Genomic DNA, 17017 nt, shown 5'->3' on the forward strand with positions numbered 1-17017 from the left:
GCAGTTCATGCTGTCAGGCGTGTGCGATATCCCGCGTGCGAAGGCCCAGCTGGAGTTCACCGCCAGGCTGCGTCTGGGGCAGCGAGCGCCCAAGTTTTCGTCAACGGACGCCCGATCGACGAGGTGCTCAGCCTCAAGTAGTGCAGTCAGGGAAACTGGCGAAGACGAAGAGCAAGCATTTTTGCTTGGTCAGGACCTCCCTGGCCCTTCCTGAATTTCTTGCTTGGCGGGGCAGCCGACCGGGACGAACGGAAGGCATACACCACCGCTGCGTGACAAATCTCCACACTTCCACGTTCCGGAAGGGCTTGAGCTGCGCTTCCGTTGCACCGTTATCAGTAAGTTGCACCGTTGTCAGCAATCAAGATCTGCGGGTGTGGCAGCGGGATGCCGAACGTCGCCAACCAACACAACGCCCTGTTAGATCGCAGCTGTGATCCACTCGGGGAACTTTCTGCCTCCCGGGATGCCGGGGACTCTTGGGGGAGTCCACCGGCGTCGAAACGCCCCGGTCAACAAGCGATGGCGAACACCAGACCGAGAATTGTCCCCGTTGCCCAGAGAATCCCGGCCACCGGGTACCAGCCGAAACTCGCCTCGCCACTCTGCCGACAGGAAGCTGGGGGCAACGGAAAAGCGATCGCAATGCAGTCACGCAGGTAGCGCCCTCGGACCGGTACGAAGGTGCCGAACAAGGCCGCGAAGGAGCGCCAATAGCCTCCTAGCACCTCGGGTGATCGACCCTGCACCGTTCCGCAGCCAAATCTTTACACCGCGCAGGGCCGGAGTAACGATTGGCGGATGACCCCACATACAGAAACCCTTACCGTGGCCTTGGAAGACGTAGGAGACACCTCATGGTGGGCCAAGATCCTGACAATCCTTGGATCCCAGTACGGGAGCACCCAACAGCGTTTTGTGGGCCAGGTCGACGGGAAGACCCGCTACAAGAGCTCTACCTTCCCCGTGGCGGGGTCGGTCGGCCCGATCTCCCCTCAAGAGCAATGGGCTCCGGGGATGAGGGCTGCGCTGGAAGAACTGCAGCGGCATCTGGCCAGGGACGGCTGGAGGGAGACCTCTCGCGGGAGGGATCCGTGGTCACTGAAATATGAGCGCGTGACATCCAGTCTTTCGTGACCGGACCGTTGCCCTCCCCCTGGGACGTCCACGTACGTCGTCGACAATATTCCCCAGGCATCGATGACGGGCCAGTCACGAAAATCGCCGGCGGGCAGGGTTTCTTTCGCGGCGGGCATGAGTCGCAGGAGCCTCTCGCCGATTCCCACTGGCGGCGCGTTCGGGTCCCACGCGCCGAAGAAGACGCGCTCATTGCGTGGGTGGAGTAGCGCCTGCAGCTCGTCGAACTCCTTCGGCCTGCTGGCCACCACCACGTCCTGGCCGTCCTTATCCACCAGATCGTTGCCAAGAGGGCCGCTGCTGAAGAGCCAAACGGGGCGCCGGTTCAGATCCGTCTGATGCCGCTTCGCAAAGGTAGTGGCATCCTTTAGCCAATGGAACATGTAGGCGGCACCGCCGATGATGACGGCGTCGTACGGGCCGACGTCGTTAACTTCGTTTACGGAGCGGGCTTCGGCCGGTACGCCGGCCGCTTGGAGACGGGTTGCAATGCGCCCGGCTATCTCGGCGGTTGCACCGTGTCTGGTGGCGAAGGCGACGAGGACATTCATTGGTGAACCTTCTCTCTTGAAGCGGCTGGACTTGCCTACGCGTCCCTACGCTCGTAGTCGCGCGGGACCAGCACCATGGGAACGGGCAATGCCCGCAGCACCTTGTTGGCGGTGCTGCCGATGAACAGCTTGTTCGGTTCCGCAAGGCGCGATGAACCCACCAGCAGGATTTCATTGTCATCCCATTCGAGGTCGTCGATAGCTTCCTCGTTGACCGCTTCACCGCTGTCCCCTTCGGCGTCCAACTCCACCAGGGAGACCAGTCGCAGCGGTATGCCTCGGCGTATCGACCAATCAATAGCGGCGTCATTTCGACGACAATCTTCCCTGGCTGTTCGTTTGACTCCATATAGCGGTAGGCGCCAACCACTTGCTCGAAAGCAAAGACGCGGTCGACTCTGGGCCTCAGGGCGCCGGAGCTAATCCCCTCGAGGACGAATTCGACACCTCGCTGCCGCTCATCGGCCCGTCCGACGTGGTTGAACATTGAGTACGGGTGGAAGACCGATTGAGTCCTGCACATTTGCGGCCACGTCTCGATAGGCCGAGGAACACGCAACGATACTCTTTCAGCGACTTGGGGAGCACTATGGGACGACTAAGGCGTGTCTCTTAATTGCCGGGGAGGTCGTTGGTCAGAATGGTCGGGTGAGTTCGCGTTATGCCGTGTTGTCCGATGCCCAGTGGGAGTTCATTGCCCCGTTGATGCCTGATTCCTCGGGGAAGCCGGGACGGCCGTTCAATGACCACCGGTTGATGACCGAGGGCATCATCTACCGCTACCGGGCAGGCATTCCCTGGCGGGATCTGCCGCCCCATTTCGGGTCGTGGAAGACAGTGTGGAAGCACCACCGCCGCAACAGCGCCAGCGGGACCTGGGACAAGGTCCTGGCTGCGTTGTTGACCCGCGCCGACGCGGCAGGGCTGATCAACTGGGAGGTGTCGGTGGACTCCACGATCAACCGCGCCCACCAGCACGGCACCAACCTTCCCCGCCACACAGGGGGACCTCTCGAATTACATGAATCTGCTCGAGGAGCCTGATGATCACGCCATCGGCCGCTCCCGCGGCGGGCTGACCACCAAGATCCACGCCCTGGTTGACGGCAACATGCGCCCCCTGGTTCTGCTTCTGGGGCCTGGCCAGGGCGGGGACTCGCCCATGTTTGAAAAGCTCATGGACGCCCTGACGGTCGGACGGATTGGTCCGGGAAGGCCCCGCACCCGCCCGGACCGGGCCCTGGCAGACAAGGCCTACTCATCCAAGGCCATCCGGGCCTACCTGCGCGGGCGTGGCATTGAATGCGTCATCCCCGAAAAGGACGACCAGAAAGCCAACCGCAAACGCAAAGGCTCCGCCGGCGGGCGACCCGTCACCTACGACAAGGACGCCTACAAACGACGCAACGTCGTCGAGCGCAGCTTCAACACCCTCAAGCAATGGCGCTCCCTCGCCACCCGCTATGACAAACTGGCCCTCACATACCGCTCAGCGACCGTTCTACACGCCGTCACCATCTGGAGCACCGCATTAAAAGACACGCCTTAGCTAGTGCGCCGCGCTCAGCTCAATGAGCAGGACGCCTGCCATGATGAAAACGAGTCCGGCAATCATGACAGGAGTGAGGCGTTCCTTGAATAAGATGCGGCTGGCGATCGCCGTAAGGGCGACTCCGGCGGCAGCCCAGATGCCGTAGGCCACGCCGAGGCTCATGCCTTGCTCCAATGTCAGGCTGAGAAGCGCAATGGCCAGTGTGTATCCAGCGCCGACGACGAGGTACAAGAACCTTTTGCCATGGGACGCCAGACGCAGGCAAAGGGTGGCGCTTACTTCCGTGAGGATTGCCGTGGCCAATAGCAGCCACATCATGGCGTTACCTCTTTTTTGGGTTGTTTGCGCGAACCGAGTTCAACACAGAGCACGCCGCCGATGACCAAGGCGACACCCACGAGGATCTTTGGAGTCAAGGGTTCGGCAAAGAGGAGCGCCGCGAGGAGCACCGTGAGAACCACGCCGAGAGCAGCCCATATTCCATAGGCAACTCCCAGCGCCAGGCCTGCCCGGAGGACTCCGGAGAGGAAGGCGAAGGAGGCGGCGTACCCGGCAACGACGATGATGAAGAAGACCGGCTCGTTCAGCGCCGCTTTCAGGGCGAGGGACGCGGTTACCTCGCTGATGATCGCGCAGCCCAGAAGTATCCACTTCATGCATTAAGTCCTTGTGAAGTCGTCAGTCAGTCAATTTGGTGCCGCGGCGTCAGCGGGATCGATTCCGTTGTGGCTGCGCCGCAAGGCAACCCTCCAATCTTTCGCGTTCCGGACAGCGGCCACCAGTGGCACAAATGCCCATATGCGATTGATTCAGGCCAAAATGTCTGGTGCGGGAGCTGAGCCCTTTTTGCGGGCGTATGCGCGGTTGGCTCGTTGCCTGGCGCCGCAGCGGGCGGAGCACCACTGCCGCCTCCCGTGCGTTCTGACCATAAGGCGATCGCAGGGTTCGGACGCGCAGCGTGCAATTCGGGCCGCATCAGGGCCCGTCAATAGTGCGGCTGCGTCCTCCGCGATTTGCGCCATTGCGTGATCGACGATCTGAGTGAGCGGATGGCTGGCGACGCGGTTCAGGCCCTCGTCGGGGCTGTATCGCAGCAAGGCGGCGCTTGGCACTGCCGAAAGGGCGCGGTTGATGCCTTCCAGCGAGTCGGGATCGGGAGCGGTGCCCTCGGCATGCGCCAGCAGCACGGCGCGGAGCTTCCTTCTTAGATCCGTGAGCTGAAGCTGGCAGTACTCCAGCAGGCCGGTGCCGTGAGGCGCCAGGCCATGGCCGACGAGCCATGCCGTGGCGTTCATGGGGCTGTCCAGTTCATCGAGCTGCTGCCCTCCCGGAAGCGTGACAACACTGTTGGCCAGCGCCAGGCACAGGTGCTCGGCGGTTCCCGGAGCGTCAGGAAGTGGAACTATGGTCATCTGATCACGGTATCAGTTGCAATTTAGCGTGATAAGTCTTTATCGTGTAGCTATCACGCTAAAAACATCCACATACCGTGATAGGTGAGGTAGTTCCATGATTCGTCCGCGTCCTTCCGGCACGGCCCCGTTCGCGCTGTCAGTGCTCGACAATGCGTTGACCGGCGCCGGCTTTTCAGCCCAGGAAGTCTTCAATGACGTCATTGAACTCGCACGGCTTGCCGATGAGCGCGGTTACCAGCGGTTCTGGATGTCAGAGCACCACGCCATGCCCGGCGCCTCCATACCGTCCCCTCAGCTCATGGTGGCCAGGCTCGTCGGCGAGACCCGGCACATCCGGCTCGGCGCGGGCGGAATCATGCTGCCCAATCACGTTCCCCTGATGATCGCCGAGCAGTTCGGCATGCTGGACGCACTGGCTCCCGGGCGGATCGACCTGGGTCTGGGGCGGGCTCCTGGAACTGACGGAGCAACGGCGGCGGCGCTGCGTCGTCGTCATGGCGCAAATGACGACTTTCCCGAGCAGATCGATGAATTGCTCGGGTTCCTTGGGAACGATTTTCCGGAGGATCATCCCTACCGGGGCGTGCCGGCCGTACCGGGCCCCTGGCAGGAAGAGCAGAACCGGGTCCCGCAGGCCAATTCACGCGCCGACATTTGGATTCTGGGATCCTCCATCTATTCGGCGCACCTGGCCGCCCGCCTCGGCCGGCCATACGCCTTTGCGCTGCAGTTCGGCAGCGCAGACATTCTGAATGCCATGCGCATCTACCGCGAGAACTTCCGCCCTTCACCGTTCCTGGACAAGCCCTACAGTCTGGTCAGCGTGGGCGTGGTCGCAAATGATGATCCGGCTGAGGCGCGGCGCCAGTCGGCGACGGCGGCCCTGGCGATGCTGAGGATGTTCCAGCGCAAGACTTTTTCAATCTTCCCGCCCGAAGAGGTTGAAGCCTTTCAGGCTACCTTCCAGGAGAGGCAGATTATTGAGGAGTACACCGACCGGGTAATTCATGGAACGGCGGCCGAGGTGGCGCAGGGGCTGGAGGAGCTTCACGGCCAGACTCGTGTTGACGAGGTCATGCTGGTTGTACAGGGGCACTCGCGCCGTGTGCAATCACGCACAGTGGAATTGCTGGCAGACCACTACAACATGACCGCCTAGGTCAGGGTCCTTGGGGCGGTGCGGTTGTCATAGGACTCCCGCGCTGACAGTACGTCTTCGATGTGTTGCTCGGCCCAATGGCCCAATGCCGTCAGCGGTACCCGCAGCGTTTGCCCGAGAGCGGTGAGCGCATACTCAACGCGGGGAGGCATCTCGTCGTAGGCGGTCCGGTCCACGATCCCGTCGCGTTCCAAATCCCGTAGCGTGTCAGCCAGGACCTTGCCGCTGATGCCGTCCACGGCTTCACGCAGTTCACCGAACCTCAGCGGACCGCCACTCAGGGCGATGATGATCATGGCAGTCCACTTGTTGGCGATCTTCGCCAGGGAAGTGCGCGACGGACAGCTTGCCAGCATGACATTCCAGGCGGGCGCGTTCATGTGACCAGTCTCCTCAGTTACGTTGATGTAACAGGTTACCGAATGTAACCATGGGACCGTAACCAACAAGCAAGGAGATCAACATGTCTGACCAGACACCCGTTGCCGTAGCCGGATCGTACTTCGACGCCCTCGGCCGGGGCGATGTCCCCTCGGCGATGGCATTGCTCAGCCCCAACGTCATCTGGCACCAGCCGGGCGCGAACCGCTTCTCCGGTGATCACCGGGGCATCGACGGCGTGGGGGCGCTGCTCGGCGGGATGATGGAAGCGAGCCAGGGAACCTTCCAGCTCGCCGTCACCGGGCCCGCGATGGCAAACGGCGGACTCGTCGCCGTGCCGGTGCGGTTCTCCGGCAACCGCGCGGATGCCTCGATGGACATGCCCGGCATCGATCTCCTTACGATCCGCGATGGGAAAATCGTGGAGGTCAGGCTCTTCTCCTCCGACGGCCAGGCAGAGGACGCCTTCTGGGGCCAGCCCTAGTTCTTTTTGCGTCAACAGGAGGCCGGCAGGGTCGACAGCCATGCTGCCGGCTCTCAGCCCGCCGCCATCGCCGAATCGAAGAACGCCCGCTCCAGTCGGACGGCCTCCTTGAACGTGGCCGCCACGCGTGCGCGGATCACCGCGTCGGCTGGCTCGACGGCGTCGAACTCCTCCCGTAGCCACCTCACCCAGCCGTTGTACTGCGGGTTGTTGTGCAGCCGGGCCCATTGGGGGTGCTTCGGCGCCGGCGGCCAGGACTCCGGTTCGCCGGCCCTGGCCGCCCAGTCGCCGTACAGCCAATCGGCCACCAGCAGCACCGCGACGACGTCCGGGTAGGAGCGGGGGTTCTAGGGCGCGGCGCATCAGGGCATCGAAGTCCCGGGTGGCCGCCGTCGGCTCCGGGGCGTTCCGCTCTGCCTCGGGGACGGCCAGTTCCTCGAAACAATCCTGGAAGTAGCTGTTTTCGTGCGAGGCGAAGGCTCCCAGCACCCCGGCGAACACCAGCCTGGATGGCAGCGAGGGCGCGGAAGCCACCGCCAGCCCCAGCAGGGCGAGAAAGGCGTCGCAGAACTGGTAATCCTGCACCAGGTAGGCCGGAGCACGGGGTTGGGGAGGCTGCCCTCCAGCAGCCGGTCAACAAACTCATGCCCGACGGCGGCGTCCCAGTCCGCGGCGCAGCTGTTCTTCAGTTCTTCGGCAAAGCCCAAGGGTGTTTTCTCCTGAAATGTCAGGGGGAGCCCTGGCAGGCAGTGGATTCGGCTTCCCAGGACGGGAAGCGGATCACATGTTCTGACCATCTCCAGACCTGGGGGCCGGCGACAAGGAGTCCATGGAAGGTGCCGAAGGCAGCGCACTGCGGGAGCGACTCCGACCTCCAGCACTGGAATGTTCCGGTGTACCGGATATTGGGACCGTCATGGCTGAGGCTGAGGTTATTGGTGGTAACGACGGCGGTGCGCCCTGCAGGCGCGAGCCAGCCTACCGCCCCTTGCGGAGTCAGTTCTTGCTGATTTCCGTCGGATTCTTCCGCGATAAGGCGCGCACCGCGAAGCAGGGCCGCCATCCTTTCGGGATCTGCGGCGGCGACCGTGGCAGAGAAACCGGCAAGCAGGTTTTCGAGGTAGTGCCGCGCCACGGCAAGGCGTGAATGGAACTCCATGTCCTGTTGGGCTGCTGCGAATATCCCGGGGACGGCTTCGGCCCGTGGCGCACAACTGGCGGTGGTCATGTCAGCTGGCCGGAGCCCGGCGACCCGTGAGCAGGCGCAAAAGCGTCCACACGGTGACTGTCCCGACCAGGGCCATAGCCCCGGCGCCGAGTCCGGAATAGCCGACGGCGGCGAGAACGGGTCCTGCGAGGGCTCCGCAGCTTGCTCCGGTGAGGTTCATGAGGAGGTCTGAAACGCCCTGCAGGGGAGCACGTTCGGTTGCGGACACCGAGTCTCCCACCAGGGCCGAGCCGGAAACGATGGATGCCGACCATCCCAGGCCCAGGAGGATGAGGCTGGGAGTCACCATGGTGTGCGGTGCGAGCCACGCGAGCACCAAGGAAGCCAGCAGCATGGCCTGTCCCGTCAGCAGCACGGGAATCCGGCCGAGGCGGTCCGAGAGCCATCCGAACAGTGGTGAAAGGCCGAACATCCCTGCGATATGGAGGCTGATGGTGATGCCGACGACGGCGAGGCTCGCCCCATGGTCGTGCAGGTGCACTGGGGTCATTGACATGAGCGCCACCATGGTGCCGTGGCTGAGCGCCACCACCGTCACGGCGTACCGGGCGCCGGGATTGCGGCGAAGGATCGAGAAGCCGGAATCAGCTTTGGTGGTGACTCCGCTGTCTTCTTCCGCAGCAGGAGCCTCGACGGGAGGTTTGGCCCGGAGGCCCGTGTAAAAGACCAGGGCGGCAAGTAACTGGGCCGCCACGGTGAACGCGAAGGCGCCCGTCAGCGCTGGCAAGTGGAGCAGCCTGCCGAACGCTTCTCCGGGCTCGAAGAGGTTGGGGCCCGAAACTGCGCCGATGGTGGTTGACCAGACGACGATGGAAAGGTCGCGGCCGCGGGTTTTAGGTGTTGACAGATCCGTGGCAGCGAAGCGGGCCTGGAAGCTCACCGCGGTCCCGGCGCCAAGCAGAATGAGCCCGATCAGCAACGCCGGAAAGGCCGACAGTGCCGCCGAGGCAATGGCGATGGCTGCTCCGAATCCGGAGGTCAGCGATCCGGCCGCGAGCGAGACTCCCCGTCCGCGTTTTACGGCGGCGCGGGCCAGGGGGATGGCAAAGGCGGCGGCGCCGAGTGTGTTCATCGTGGCGGCCATTCCGGACCAGGCCGTGGAACCGGAAACCTGGACGGCAAGGAGGGAGCCGAGCGAAAGTGAGGCGCCCATTCCGATTCCACCGAGGATCTGCCCAGCGATAAGAATAGCGATGGTGCGCCGCTGGCCTTCGTGCCGGTCCGGGGCGTCCGTTTCAACCGCTTCTTGGTGTGTGGCAGGAGTTTCCATGTTTTCTGACTTTCTCCGTGATTCGGGCACGGCAACAGAAGGGAAGGTCCGCGATGTAAGCGGAGCTTCCCCGGTGCCGGACCTTAGCCCCAGGTGGTCTTGATGCTTTCGGTGAAGGTTCTGAACTGCGCCACCATGGAGAAGCTGCCAGGTGCGCAGAGCCATTGCTGCTGGATGCCGTCGAGGATGGCGATGGTGTTGTTGACGATTGCTTCCACGGGCGCGTCCTGTGCGAGATCCCCGTGGCTCTTCCCGTCCTCCAACGCTTCGCCGAGCCACAGGCGCAGGCTTGAGTAGTGGTCCAGAAGCCATTGATGCGCGGGGTGTCCCGGCTCGGTGGCTTCGGCGGAGAGCCTGACGAAAAGGCCTACCCAGTCGGGCCGGGTGGAGTTCCGCGCGACCAGGGACACCAGGGCATCGAAGGCTGCCCAGCCCAGTGGAGCCTGCTCTCCGTCGAAAAGGAAGTCGGCGTCTTCCTTGGAACGGTGCTCGAGCACCGCGGCCAGCAGGGCTGTTTTGGACGGGAAATGATGGAGCAGGCCGGATTGCGAGAGTCCGGTTTTCGCCGCGACGTCCGCGATGGACGTTCCGCCGTAACCGCCCACCGCGAAGAGCTCAATCGCGGCCTGGATTGCCTTCAGCCTTGCGGTTTCGCCGTTGCGGCGGCGCCGGGGGTGCTCACGCTCTATCCGGTATCCGGCTGGATACGACATGGTTTACTCCTTGCTTGTTCCGGCCACCATGGCCTCGCGCCCTGTGGGAGCCAGTTCCAGTCTGACATCGCCGAGTCCGCGTGCGATGACGATCCGGCCTCCGGTGATGTCGTCCCAGCGGTGAGCGGTACTGTTCCATAGCCGTTGCGCGCGGGGATCGCAACTGACGTCGATGCTTGCCTGCCCGCCGGGTTCCAGGTGAAGCTGCGCCCAGCCGATGAGCCGTGGAGGAACGGACGGGTCGCCGGGGAAGCGGTAGACCTGGACTGTTTCCGTTCCTGTGCGGTCCCCGACGTTGCTGAGGGAAACCCTTACCGAAGTCACGGTTTCCCTCTCCATGGACGTGATCTCGGCGCTCTTGTAGTCCCATTCGGTGTAGCCGAGACCGTGTCCGAACCAGAACAAGGGTTTCTCGGCGGAGGTGCTCCATCCGCGGTATCCCACCCCGGTTCCCTCTGAGTAGGGAAGTTTGCCGCCGCGCGGCGTCACGGACCATGCCGGACCTTGGCCGTCCCGGGCAGGGAAGGTGGTCACCAAGCGTCCTGCGGGTTCGACGTCGCCGGTCAGCGCCGCTGCGATGGCGTCCCCCGCTTCCTGCCCCGGCAAGCCGGCGAACAGCACGGCGTCCACGTCGGCGATCCATGGCATGAGAACCGGGGTGGCGGCGTTCAGGACGACGACCGTCCGCCTGGCTACGGCTGCCACCGCCGCCACGAGTGCATCCTGGTCGCCGGGCAGGGCAAGGGTGTTCTTGTCCTGGCCTTCGGTTTCCTGTTCCTGCGTGTAACCGACGACGACGACGGCCACGTCGGCGTCCGCGGCGGCCGCGACGGCGTCTCGGATGGCGGCTGCGCTGTTTCTCAGCGCAGGTTCCGCGACCAGGCCGATGAGGCGGTTCTCGTGCTCCGCATCAGTGATCGCGGTGATCCGGGCGCCCGGTTCGACGTCCAGTGGTGTGGCGTGGCTCTTGGGGCGGAAGAATCCGCCGCCCGGACCGTCGTGGAAGGGGGTCCGTATGGACTCCCGGTATCCAGGCACAGTAATGTCCCAGTTGCCGGCCCCGCGGGTGCCGATCATCATCCTGGCGGGCTTGTCGATTGCTAGCTCGGCTGAGAGTTCGATGGACGACGCTCCCGAGGCCCAGCTTTCCCCACTGATCTCAAGCTCCGGGACCTCCAGATGACGGGTGCCGAGCAGGTTCCCTTCCTTGTCGAAGATGCGTGTGCGCGCACCGCGGGTCCCGGTTTCCGGGTCGCGGAGGAGTTCTGGGTTCGCTGCGAGCCATTGCGTGCGGGTCTGGACCCCATCGACGACGGTTACGCGGTCCTCGCCGAGAGCCCGCGCGATTCCCTTGGCGGCGCTGATGACGTGGGGCGGGCGCACGATGGCGGAGCCACCGCCTTGCGCCACGGTATCGATCCCGTGACGGCCGATCACCACGACGCGTTCCGTGGAGTCCTTGCGGAGGGGAAGGGTGTTGGCCCGGTTGACCAGTACCGCCATGCTCCGGGCAGCGAGCCGGCGCAGCTGTTCGCGGCGCTCCGGGCTGTCAGGGCGCGGCAGCTCCTTGGTCCAGCTGCGACTCCCGTCGAAGGCGCCCACCCGGGATGCGAGCCTGAGAAGCCTGCGGAGGTGATCATCCACCGTGTCTTCAGAGACATCACCGCTTTCGACGGCGGCAACCAGGGACCGGCTCCAGGGGGTGTCCGGTCCCGGCATGACGAGGTCGAGTCCGCCGTTGGCGCTCTCCACCGCTGTCTTGGTAGCGAGCCAATCGGAGATCACCAGGCCATCAAAACCCCATTCGTCCTTGAGGACCTTGTTCAGGAGCTCGTCGTGCTCGGTGGCGGTGGTTCCGTTGATCCGGTTGTAGGAGGCCATGATCGTCCACGGCCGAGCGTCTTCGACCATGATCTGGAAGGGCAGCAGATACAGCTCCCGGAGGGCATCTTCCGGAACCACGGAGTCCACGGTGGTGCGCTCGGTTTCAGCTTCGTTGGCCAGGAAATGTTTCGGCGTCGCGGCAATCCCCCGTTCCTGGAGGGACTGTACATAGGCCGCCCCGAGGTGGCCGGTCAGTACAGGGTCTTCGCTGAAGCATTCAAACAGGCGCCCGCCCAGGGGAGTCCGGTGAAGGTTTACTGTGGGCCCCAGGACCACATGGGTCTCTTGGTCCTCCGCTTCGTCCGCAAGGATTTGCCCGACCTCGCGCATCACGTCCAGGTCCCAGCTTTGGGCGATGAGCGTTGCGTTGGGTAGGAGGCAAGCGACCCGCCCTCCGACCACCAGGGGTCCACGGACCCCTGAGGGGCCATCGGACATGACGATTTCCTGGAGGCCGATTGCCGGCTCATCCGACAAGCTGAACATCCTTGCGCCGGAGAGGAGGTTCACCTTCGAAGGAAGGTCCAAAGTGGCAAGTGCCTGTTCAATGACGCTGCCAAGGTCCTGGCCCATTGCTGCGGTCTCCTCGCTGTCTGTACTTGTCAGGGTGTGATGTTCGCTCATCGGACCTTCTTCACGGGGAGGATGGTCAGCGCACCGAGCAGGGCGATCACGGCCGCTACGGCCAGCAGGAGGTCGTAGCTGCCGCCGCCAAGTGCCAGCAACGCCGCGGAGATGGCAGGGGCAATAGTCTGGGGGCCGGCCATGGCGATGTTGAAGACGCCGAGGTCCTTTGCGGTGTCATCTGGGTTGGGGAGGACATCGATGACCAGGGCGAGGTCTACGGCGATGTAGATGCCGAAGCCGATGCCGATGACCAGTTCGGCCCAATAAAACCCGCTTGTGGAGTCTGCCAGGCTCAGCATCCACGTGCCAATGCCGAAAATGATGGCTGAAATCCAGATGAAGACCTTCCGACGCCCGAGCCTGTCCGAGATCCATCCGGCGATTTGGCCTGCCGTAACGAGAGCCAGGGTGTAAATGAGTACACCGGTCGCCAAGGCGCCTGCTGCGTCCTGTTTGGAAAGGCCAAGGTCCTGCTGCAGGTACAGCAGGCGGAACGTGACGAACATGAACAGTGCCAGGACGACGAGAAAGCGTGAGATCCAGGCGAAGGCGAAGTCCGGATGCTTGACCGGGTTGACCCAGAAGGTCTTCAGAACTGTACGGAAGCCACCTTCGGAAGCTGGCCGGCGGGACATCGGCTGGTCCGGCAGGACGAAGGCGAAGACGAGGACCAGAATCAGCCCGAGGACTCCGGGAACCAGGAACAGAAGGAGCATGTTCTGCCCGAGAAGACTTGCCGAGTACGCCGCCCCCAGGCCGGCTGCCTGGGAGGCGATGCCGATCATGCCGCTGACTTTGCCGCGCTGCCACTGAGGTACCTGGTCTGCCAGAGAGGCCGTGTGTGCAGCGACCGCAGCGTTGCCAAGGGCCTGTGCGAAGAACCAGCCGATGCCTAGAACCACGACGTTTGGTGCCAGGGCAATTACGGTCAGGCTGACCAGGAGTCCCAGTGCTCCCGCGACCAGCCACGGGCGACGGCGGCCGTAACGGCCAATGGTTCGGTCGCTGAGCCGGCCAAAGACAGGATCGAAGATGAGGGCGGCGAAGGCGCCCATGGAGATGACGAAACCGAGCGTAGAGGCTACTTCAGCCGGGGAAACCAAGGACTGCACCTTGAGCGTCATCCCGGCCACGATTGGCACGGAAAGGGCAGTCATAAGTCCGAGCCGGGCGGCCACCATCGTGGCGATGACGCTTGCTTTGGCTTTTTCTTTGGGAGCGGGGACGGCGGGCGAGGGCAACGTCGTTCCTGCCGCCGGATCAGACACAACCATGGGTCTCATCGCTTTCTGTGGATTGAGGGTGGGGAACATCAGGCATCAATGCCGAATGTGATGAGTACCACGATAGCATTAACAGACCGTGTGCTCGGTCTGTTAATCAAATCGTTACCTAACTGGCTTTGGTGGGCTGCCCACACAAGACTCAGCGCCCGCAGCCCCGAACCTTCTGACTGGCTTGTCGAAGGCCCGGGGCTGCGCGGTCTGTTGAAGAGGAAGGTGTGACTCAGCTGTCAGCAGTTCCGGCCGGTGGCACGGTTGCGGTCTCTCCCGGGCTGAGTACGAGCAGCTTGTCACCATGGCCGTTTGCCTGGAACAACTCGCGCATCTGGGCCGTGGTCTGCCGGAAATGCGCCCAGGAATCCGCGTGGATGGGGACGATGACCGCGCGGCTGAGGATCTTCGAGACTGCGAGGGCTGCGTCATTCCCCAGGGTGAGGTCGGCGCCGTCGGCCAGTTCCTTGAAGCCGGCTCCGCCGGCGAACAGGACGGCGACGCCAATGGGTCCGCACTTCTCCTGGATTTCCGCGACCACCTCAACGGAAGCATTGTCTCCGCTGACGTAGATCCTGGGGCAGGCCTCGCCTGACAGCACGAATCCTGCTACCTGCCCGCTCTGCTGCAAGACCGCTTCGGGGCCGTGCCGCGCCGGGACCGCGGTGACGGTGAGGACCTTCCCGTCCGGCCGGGTCACCGTGGCGGACTCATAGTCCGCCAGCCCGGTGACATGCTCTCCGAACCTGGCTGCGGCGTCGGGGGTGGTAAAGGCCCTGGCTGAGGATGCGAGGAACATCCGTCCCGTGCGGTCCAGGTTGTCATCATGCTCATGTGACGCCAAAACCAGATGGACCGGGGCGATCTCCTCGGGCGAAAGCGCAGGGCCGGCCGTCTTGACGAGGGTGATCGGAGCACCTTCCTGGCGGTATTCTCCAGGCGGGTCAAAGGTGGGGTCGGTGACGATCCGGAATCCGTCAAGGTCAAGGACTGCGGTAGGTCCTCCGACGAGCGTGACAGTGAGGGTCACAGTCCGGTTCCTCCCGCTGCCGATTCGACCAGGTTGCTCTTTTCCAGCGGCACTCCGGCCTGGACGGCCTGGCTCCAGTGCTCGGTGGTGGCCACGGCGGCGAAGTTCGAGTTGAGCAGGGCCATCAGCGTGGTGTGCACGGTCTTCGCGTCCACGGTTCCCGCGCTGTTGGAGATGTTGATGGCACCCGTGGCGTCGGAGAGCACCTCGGCGGTGAAGCCGTGGATCTCGGCGTCGCTGGCCGAGGCGATGATGCAGTTATTGGTCATGTAGCCGGCCAGCGTGATGGTGTCCACACCGTTCTCCCGGAGCCATCCCGCCAAGCCGGTGCCCGGGAAGACAGAGCTGTACTGCTTGACCACCGTCTTCCACCCGCCGGACCGGCGCTCCTCCAGCGAGGGATGGAGCTGCCATTCTTCTTTGCCTGGGTTGAAGACCGGAGCGTCCTCGCCGGCGGAGTGCTGGACCATGACAACCGGAATGCCAGCCTGCTCCGCGGCTTCGACGGCAGCCACGATGCGCTGGATCGATTCCTCCCGCGGCGGGTACTGGATGGGCAGGAGACCTGTGAAGTATTCCTGCTGGGAATCGATGACGATCAGGGCACGACGGGGAGCCGTCATGTCCACCTCCTGGGTCTTTGGATGGGCGCGGCCTTCGCGCCCAAGTCCAGCCTCCCGCGCCCGCGCATGTGCCACAATTGGCACAAGTGCATAACTCCGATGAAATCGGGCCAAGCGAGAGGCGGTTTCCTGTGAAAGCGGTGAAGATCGCTGTCTATGCCTTCGACGGCGTCACGATGTTCCATCTCTCGGTTCCCCAGTTGGTGTTCGGGGAGGTGGCCCGGCAGGGCCTGGCCGACTGGGAGACGGTCCTGTTTACGGACAATGGCAGATCGGTCCGCACGGCCGAGGGCTACGGGATCGATGGACTGGCCGGCAATGAAGTGGTGCCCGCGGCCGACATCGTGGTGATCCCTTCCTGGTTCGAAGACGGACGGCCCCTGCCTGCACCCTTTGCCGGCGCAATCCGGCAGGCACACGGGAAGGGCGTAATGATCGTCGGCCTGTGCCTGGGAGCGTTTCCGGTGGCCGACAGCGGCCTGCTCGCCGCCCGTCCCGCAGTGACCCATTGGCATGCGCTCGACGCGTTCAGCGAACGCCACCCGGGCATCCCCGTGGACCGGACCGTACTCTACATCGACCACGGAGACATCCTGACCTCCGCCGGGACTGCTGCTGCGATGGACGCGTGCCTGCACATTGTGCGCTCACGGCTGGGAGCAGAGGCAGCGAACCGGGTAGCCCGCAGCCTGGTGGTCGCACCGCACCGCAGCGGCGGTCAGGCCCAGTACATCGAGCGCCCGGTCCGCCGCCCCGGAGACGCAAACCCCATTGCGGAGGCATTGGACTGGGCGGTGGAGCAACTCGGCGAACGGCTCGGCGTCGACGACCTCGCACAGGCTGCCCACATGAGCCGGCGCAGTTTCATCCGGGCATTCCGGGCGGCCACCGGTACCACGCCGGCCACTTGGCTCCGCACGCGCCGGCTGGACGAAGTGCGACGGCTCCTGGAAATTACGGACCTTCCCATCGAGCAGATCGCCGCCAAATGCGGTTTCACGAGCCCAGTCACCATGCGGCAGAACTTCATGTCCGCCTACGCCACCACGCCGTCGGAGTACAGGCGGCTTTTCAGCGGGCAGACCGCCACGGGTTAGCTATGGCGATAGGGACCACACAGGCGATGTCACCCCGCGACGTCCATGGGGCGAGGCAGTTCAGTCTTGGCAGGCCGCATGCCGGATCGTGCCACGTCGGCCATCGAAACCATAGTTTGCCGCCGTCTTGTTGAGTTGACCCATGAGTTGGCGGTTCGCCTCCCGGGCGGCACCTAAGACGTGTCTTTTAATGCGGTGCTCCAGATGGTGACGGCGTGTAGAACGGTCGCTGAGCGGTATGTGAGGGCCAGTTTGTCATAGCGGGTGGCGAGGGAGCGCCATTGCTTGAGGGTGTTGAAGCTGCGCTCGACGACGTTGCGTCGTTTGTAGGCGTCCTTGTCGTAGGTGACGGGTCGCCCGCCGGCGGAGCCTTTGCGTTTGCGGTTGGCTTTCTGGTCGTCCTTTTCGGGGATGACGCATTCAATGCCACGCCCGCGCAGGTAGGCCCGGATGGCCTTGGATGAGTAGGCCTTGTCTGCCAGGGCCCGGTCCGGGCGGGTGCGGGGCCCAACGACCTCCCCGGCAATTAAGAGACACGCCTTAGTGCACTCTATACGCATGGAAGATATTGACTACTCGGCAGATACTCATC

At 63.8% G+C, this 17017-nt stretch carries 18 protein-coding genes and 1 pseudogene; 4 read left to right on the forward strand and 15 right to left on the reverse strand.

Going from position 1 to position 17017, the window contains the following annotated elements; all coding sequences use genetic code 11:
• Positions 1-995: 995 nt before the first annotated feature.
• Both LDN75_RS12130 and LDN75_RS12135 read right to left on the reverse strand, forming a co-directional pair.
• Entirely contained in the window at positions 996-1688 is a 693-nt protein-coding gene (locus LDN75_RS12130; protein WP_223932553.1) for a flavodoxin domain-containing protein, read from the reverse strand.
• Positions 1689-1723: 35 nt separating this feature from the next.
• A complete protein-coding gene (locus LDN75_RS12135) occupies positions 1724-1939 on the reverse strand; it encodes a universal stress protein (protein ID WP_223932554.1) in 216 nt (71 codons plus the stop codon).
• A gap of 454 nt (positions 1940-2393) precedes the next feature.
• On the opposite strand from LDN75_RS12135, the gene LDN75_RS12145 reads away from it, so the two are divergent.
• Positions 2394-3237, forward strand: a protein-coding gene (locus LDN75_RS12145) for an IS5 family transposase (protein WP_263422392.1) whose coding sequence is annotated in 2 segments (ribosomal slippage) — positions 2394-2699 and positions 2701-3237 — 843 coding nt in all. Because the reading frame shifts where the segments join, the coding sequence is not laid out codon by codon here.
• Here the strand turns inward: LDN75_RS12145 and LDN75_RS12150 are convergent.
• From LDN75_RS12150 to LDN75_RS12160, 3 genes are all read right to left on the reverse strand, one after another.
• Positions 3238-3558: an SMR family transporter gene (locus LDN75_RS12150; protein ID WP_223932555.1), complete on the reverse strand. Its 321-nt coding sequence runs from the start codon at positions 3556-3558 to the stop codon at positions 3238-3240.
• On the reverse strand, positions 3555-3896 hold the full coding sequence (locus LDN75_RS12155) for an SMR family transporter (protein WP_223932556.1): 342 nt from the start codon (positions 3894-3896) through the stop codon (positions 3555-3557). The genes LDN75_RS12150 and LDN75_RS12155 overlap by 4 nt, the downstream gene beginning before the upstream one ends.
• A 153-nt stretch (positions 3897-4049) precedes the next feature.
• Positions 4050-4652 (reverse strand): CGNR zinc finger domain-containing protein, encoded by a 603-nt coding sequence (locus LDN75_RS12160; protein WP_223932557.1) that lies wholly within the window; start codon positions 4650-4652, stop codon positions 4050-4052.
• Between the two features lie 97 nt (positions 4653-4749).
• On the opposite strand from LDN75_RS12160, the gene LDN75_RS12165 reads away from it, so the two are divergent.
• A complete protein-coding gene (locus LDN75_RS12165) occupies positions 4750-5814 on the forward strand; it encodes an LLM class flavin-dependent oxidoreductase (RefSeq protein WP_223932558.1) in 1065 nt (354 codons plus the stop codon).
• Here LDN75_RS12165 and LDN75_RS12170 read toward each other — a convergent pair.
• Entirely contained in the window at positions 5811-6194 is a 384-nt protein-coding gene (locus LDN75_RS12170) for a helix-turn-helix domain-containing protein (protein ID WP_223932559.1), read from the reverse strand. The two genes, LDN75_RS12165 and LDN75_RS12170, sit on opposite strands and share 4 nt — an antisense overlap.
• A gap of 83 nt (positions 6195-6277) precedes the next feature.
• On the opposite strand from LDN75_RS12170, the gene LDN75_RS12175 reads away from it, so the two are divergent.
• Positions 6278-6679 (forward strand): nuclear transport factor 2 family protein, encoded by a 402-nt coding sequence (locus LDN75_RS12175; RefSeq protein ID WP_223932560.1) that lies wholly within the window; start codon positions 6278-6280, stop codon positions 6677-6679.
• A gap of 53 nt (positions 6680-6732) precedes the next feature.
• On the opposite strand, the gene LDN75_RS12180 is transcribed toward LDN75_RS12175, so the two are convergent.
• The 8 genes from LDN75_RS12180 to LDN75_RS12215 form a co-directional block, all read right to left on the reverse strand.
• A complete protein-coding gene (locus tag LDN75_RS12180; RefSeq protein ID WP_223932561.1) occupies positions 6733-6987 on the reverse strand; it encodes a hypothetical protein in 255 nt (84 codons plus the stop codon).
• Positions 6988-7406: 419 nt separating this feature from the next.
• Entirely contained in the window at positions 7407-7907 is a 501-nt protein-coding gene (locus LDN75_RS12185; RefSeq protein ID WP_223932562.1) for a hypothetical protein, read from the reverse strand.
• Between the two features lies 1 nt (position 7908).
• Entirely contained in the window at positions 7909-9177 is a 1269-nt protein-coding gene (locus tag LDN75_RS12190; RefSeq protein ID WP_223932563.1) for an MFS transporter, read from the reverse strand.
• An 83-nt stretch (positions 9178-9260) separates the two neighbouring features.
• Positions 9261-9890 carry a TetR/AcrR family transcriptional regulator gene (locus LDN75_RS12195; RefSeq protein ID WP_223932564.1) on the reverse strand — a complete coding sequence of 210 codons (630 nt, stop codon included), beginning with the start codon at positions 9888-9890 and terminating at the stop codon, positions 9261-9263.
• A 3-nt stretch (positions 9891-9893) separates the two neighbouring features.
• A complete protein-coding gene (locus tag LDN75_RS12200; protein WP_223932565.1) occupies positions 9894-12398 on the reverse strand; it encodes a glycoside hydrolase family 3 C-terminal domain-containing protein in 2505 nt (834 codons plus the stop codon).
• Positions 12395-13675: an MFS transporter gene (locus LDN75_RS12205; protein ID WP_223932566.1), complete on the reverse strand. Its 1281-nt coding sequence runs from the start codon at positions 13673-13675 to the stop codon at positions 12395-12397. Before LDN75_RS12205 ends, LDN75_RS12200 begins: the two co-directional genes overlap by 4 nt.
• Positions 13676-13907: 232 nt before the next feature.
• Entirely contained in the window at positions 13908-14705 is a 798-nt protein-coding gene (locus LDN75_RS12210) for an MBL fold metallo-hydrolase (RefSeq protein ID WP_223932567.1), read from the reverse strand.
• Entirely contained in the window at positions 14702-15328 is a 627-nt protein-coding gene (locus LDN75_RS12215; RefSeq protein ID WP_223932568.1) for an isochorismatase family protein, read from the reverse strand. Before LDN75_RS12215 ends, LDN75_RS12210 begins: the two co-directional genes overlap by 4 nt.
• Before the next feature lie 131 nt (positions 15329-15459).
• On the opposite strand from LDN75_RS12215, the gene LDN75_RS12220 reads away from it, so the two are divergent.
• Positions 15460-16425 carry a helix-turn-helix domain-containing protein gene (locus tag LDN75_RS12220; protein WP_223932569.1) on the forward strand — a complete coding sequence of 322 codons (966 nt, stop codon included), beginning with the start codon at positions 15460-15462 and terminating at the stop codon, positions 16423-16425.
• A gap of 173 nt (positions 16426-16598) precedes the next feature.
• Here the strand turns inward: LDN75_RS12220 and LDN75_RS12225 are convergent.
• Positions 16599-16931: pseudogene (locus LDN75_RS12225) on the reverse strand (transposase); the annotation flags it as partial.
• Between the last annotated feature and the right edge of the window lie 86 nt (positions 16932-17017).

Source organism: Arthrobacter sp. StoSoilB5, assembly GCF_019977235.1.
Taxonomy (GTDB): Bacteria; Actinomycetota; Actinomycetes; order Actinomycetales; family Micrococcaceae; genus Arthrobacter.

Excerpts from the sequence above, each read along its gene's own strand:
- LDN75_RS12130 (WP_223932553.1), bottom strand. The coding sequence starts at position 1,688 with ATGAATGTCCTCGTCGCCTTCGCCACCAGACACGGTGCAACCGCCGAG.
- LDN75_RS12150 (WP_223932555.1), bottom strand. The coding sequence starts at position 3,558 with ATGATGTGGCTGCTATTGGCCACGGCAATCCTCACGGAAGTAAGCGCC.
- LDN75_RS12155 (WP_223932556.1), bottom strand. The coding sequence starts at position 3,896 with ATGAAGTGGATACTTCTGGGCTGCGCGATCATCAGCGAGGTAACCGCG.
- LDN75_RS12160 (WP_223932557.1), bottom strand. The coding sequence starts at position 4,652 with ATGACCATAGTTCCACTTCCTGACGCTCCGGGAACCGCCGAGCACCTG.
- LDN75_RS12165 (WP_223932558.1), top strand. The coding sequence starts at position 4,750 with ATGATTCGTCCGCGTCCTTCCGGCACGGCCCCGTTCGCGCTGTCAGTG.
- LDN75_RS12170 (WP_223932559.1), bottom strand. The coding sequence starts at position 6,194 with ATGAACGCGCCCGCCTGGAATGTCATGCTGGCAAGCTGTCCGTCGCGC.
- LDN75_RS12175 (WP_223932560.1), top strand. The coding sequence starts at position 6,278 with ATGTCTGACCAGACACCCGTTGCCGTAGCCGGATCGTACTTCGACGCC.
- LDN75_RS12185 (WP_223932562.1), bottom strand. The coding sequence starts at position 7,907 with ATGACCACCGCCAGTTGTGCGCCACGGGCCGAAGCCGTCCCCGGGATA.
- LDN75_RS12190 (WP_223932563.1), bottom strand. The coding sequence starts at position 9,177 with ATGGAAACTCCTGCCACACACCAAGAAGCGGTTGAAACGGACGCCCCG.
- LDN75_RS12195 (WP_223932564.1), bottom strand. The coding sequence starts at position 9,890 with ATGTCGTATCCAGCCGGATACCGGATAGAGCGTGAGCACCCCCGGCGC.
- LDN75_RS12200 (WP_223932565.1), bottom strand. The coding sequence starts at position 12,398 with ATGAGCGAACATCACACCCTGACAAGTACAGACAGCGAGGAGACCGCA.
- LDN75_RS12205 (WP_223932566.1), bottom strand. The coding sequence starts at position 13,675 with ATGGTTGTGTCTGATCCGGCGGCAGGAACGACGTTGCCCTCGCCCGCC.
- LDN75_RS12215 (WP_223932568.1), bottom strand. The coding sequence starts at position 15,328 with ATGACGGCTCCCCGTCGTGCCCTGATCGTCATCGATTCCCAGCAGGAA.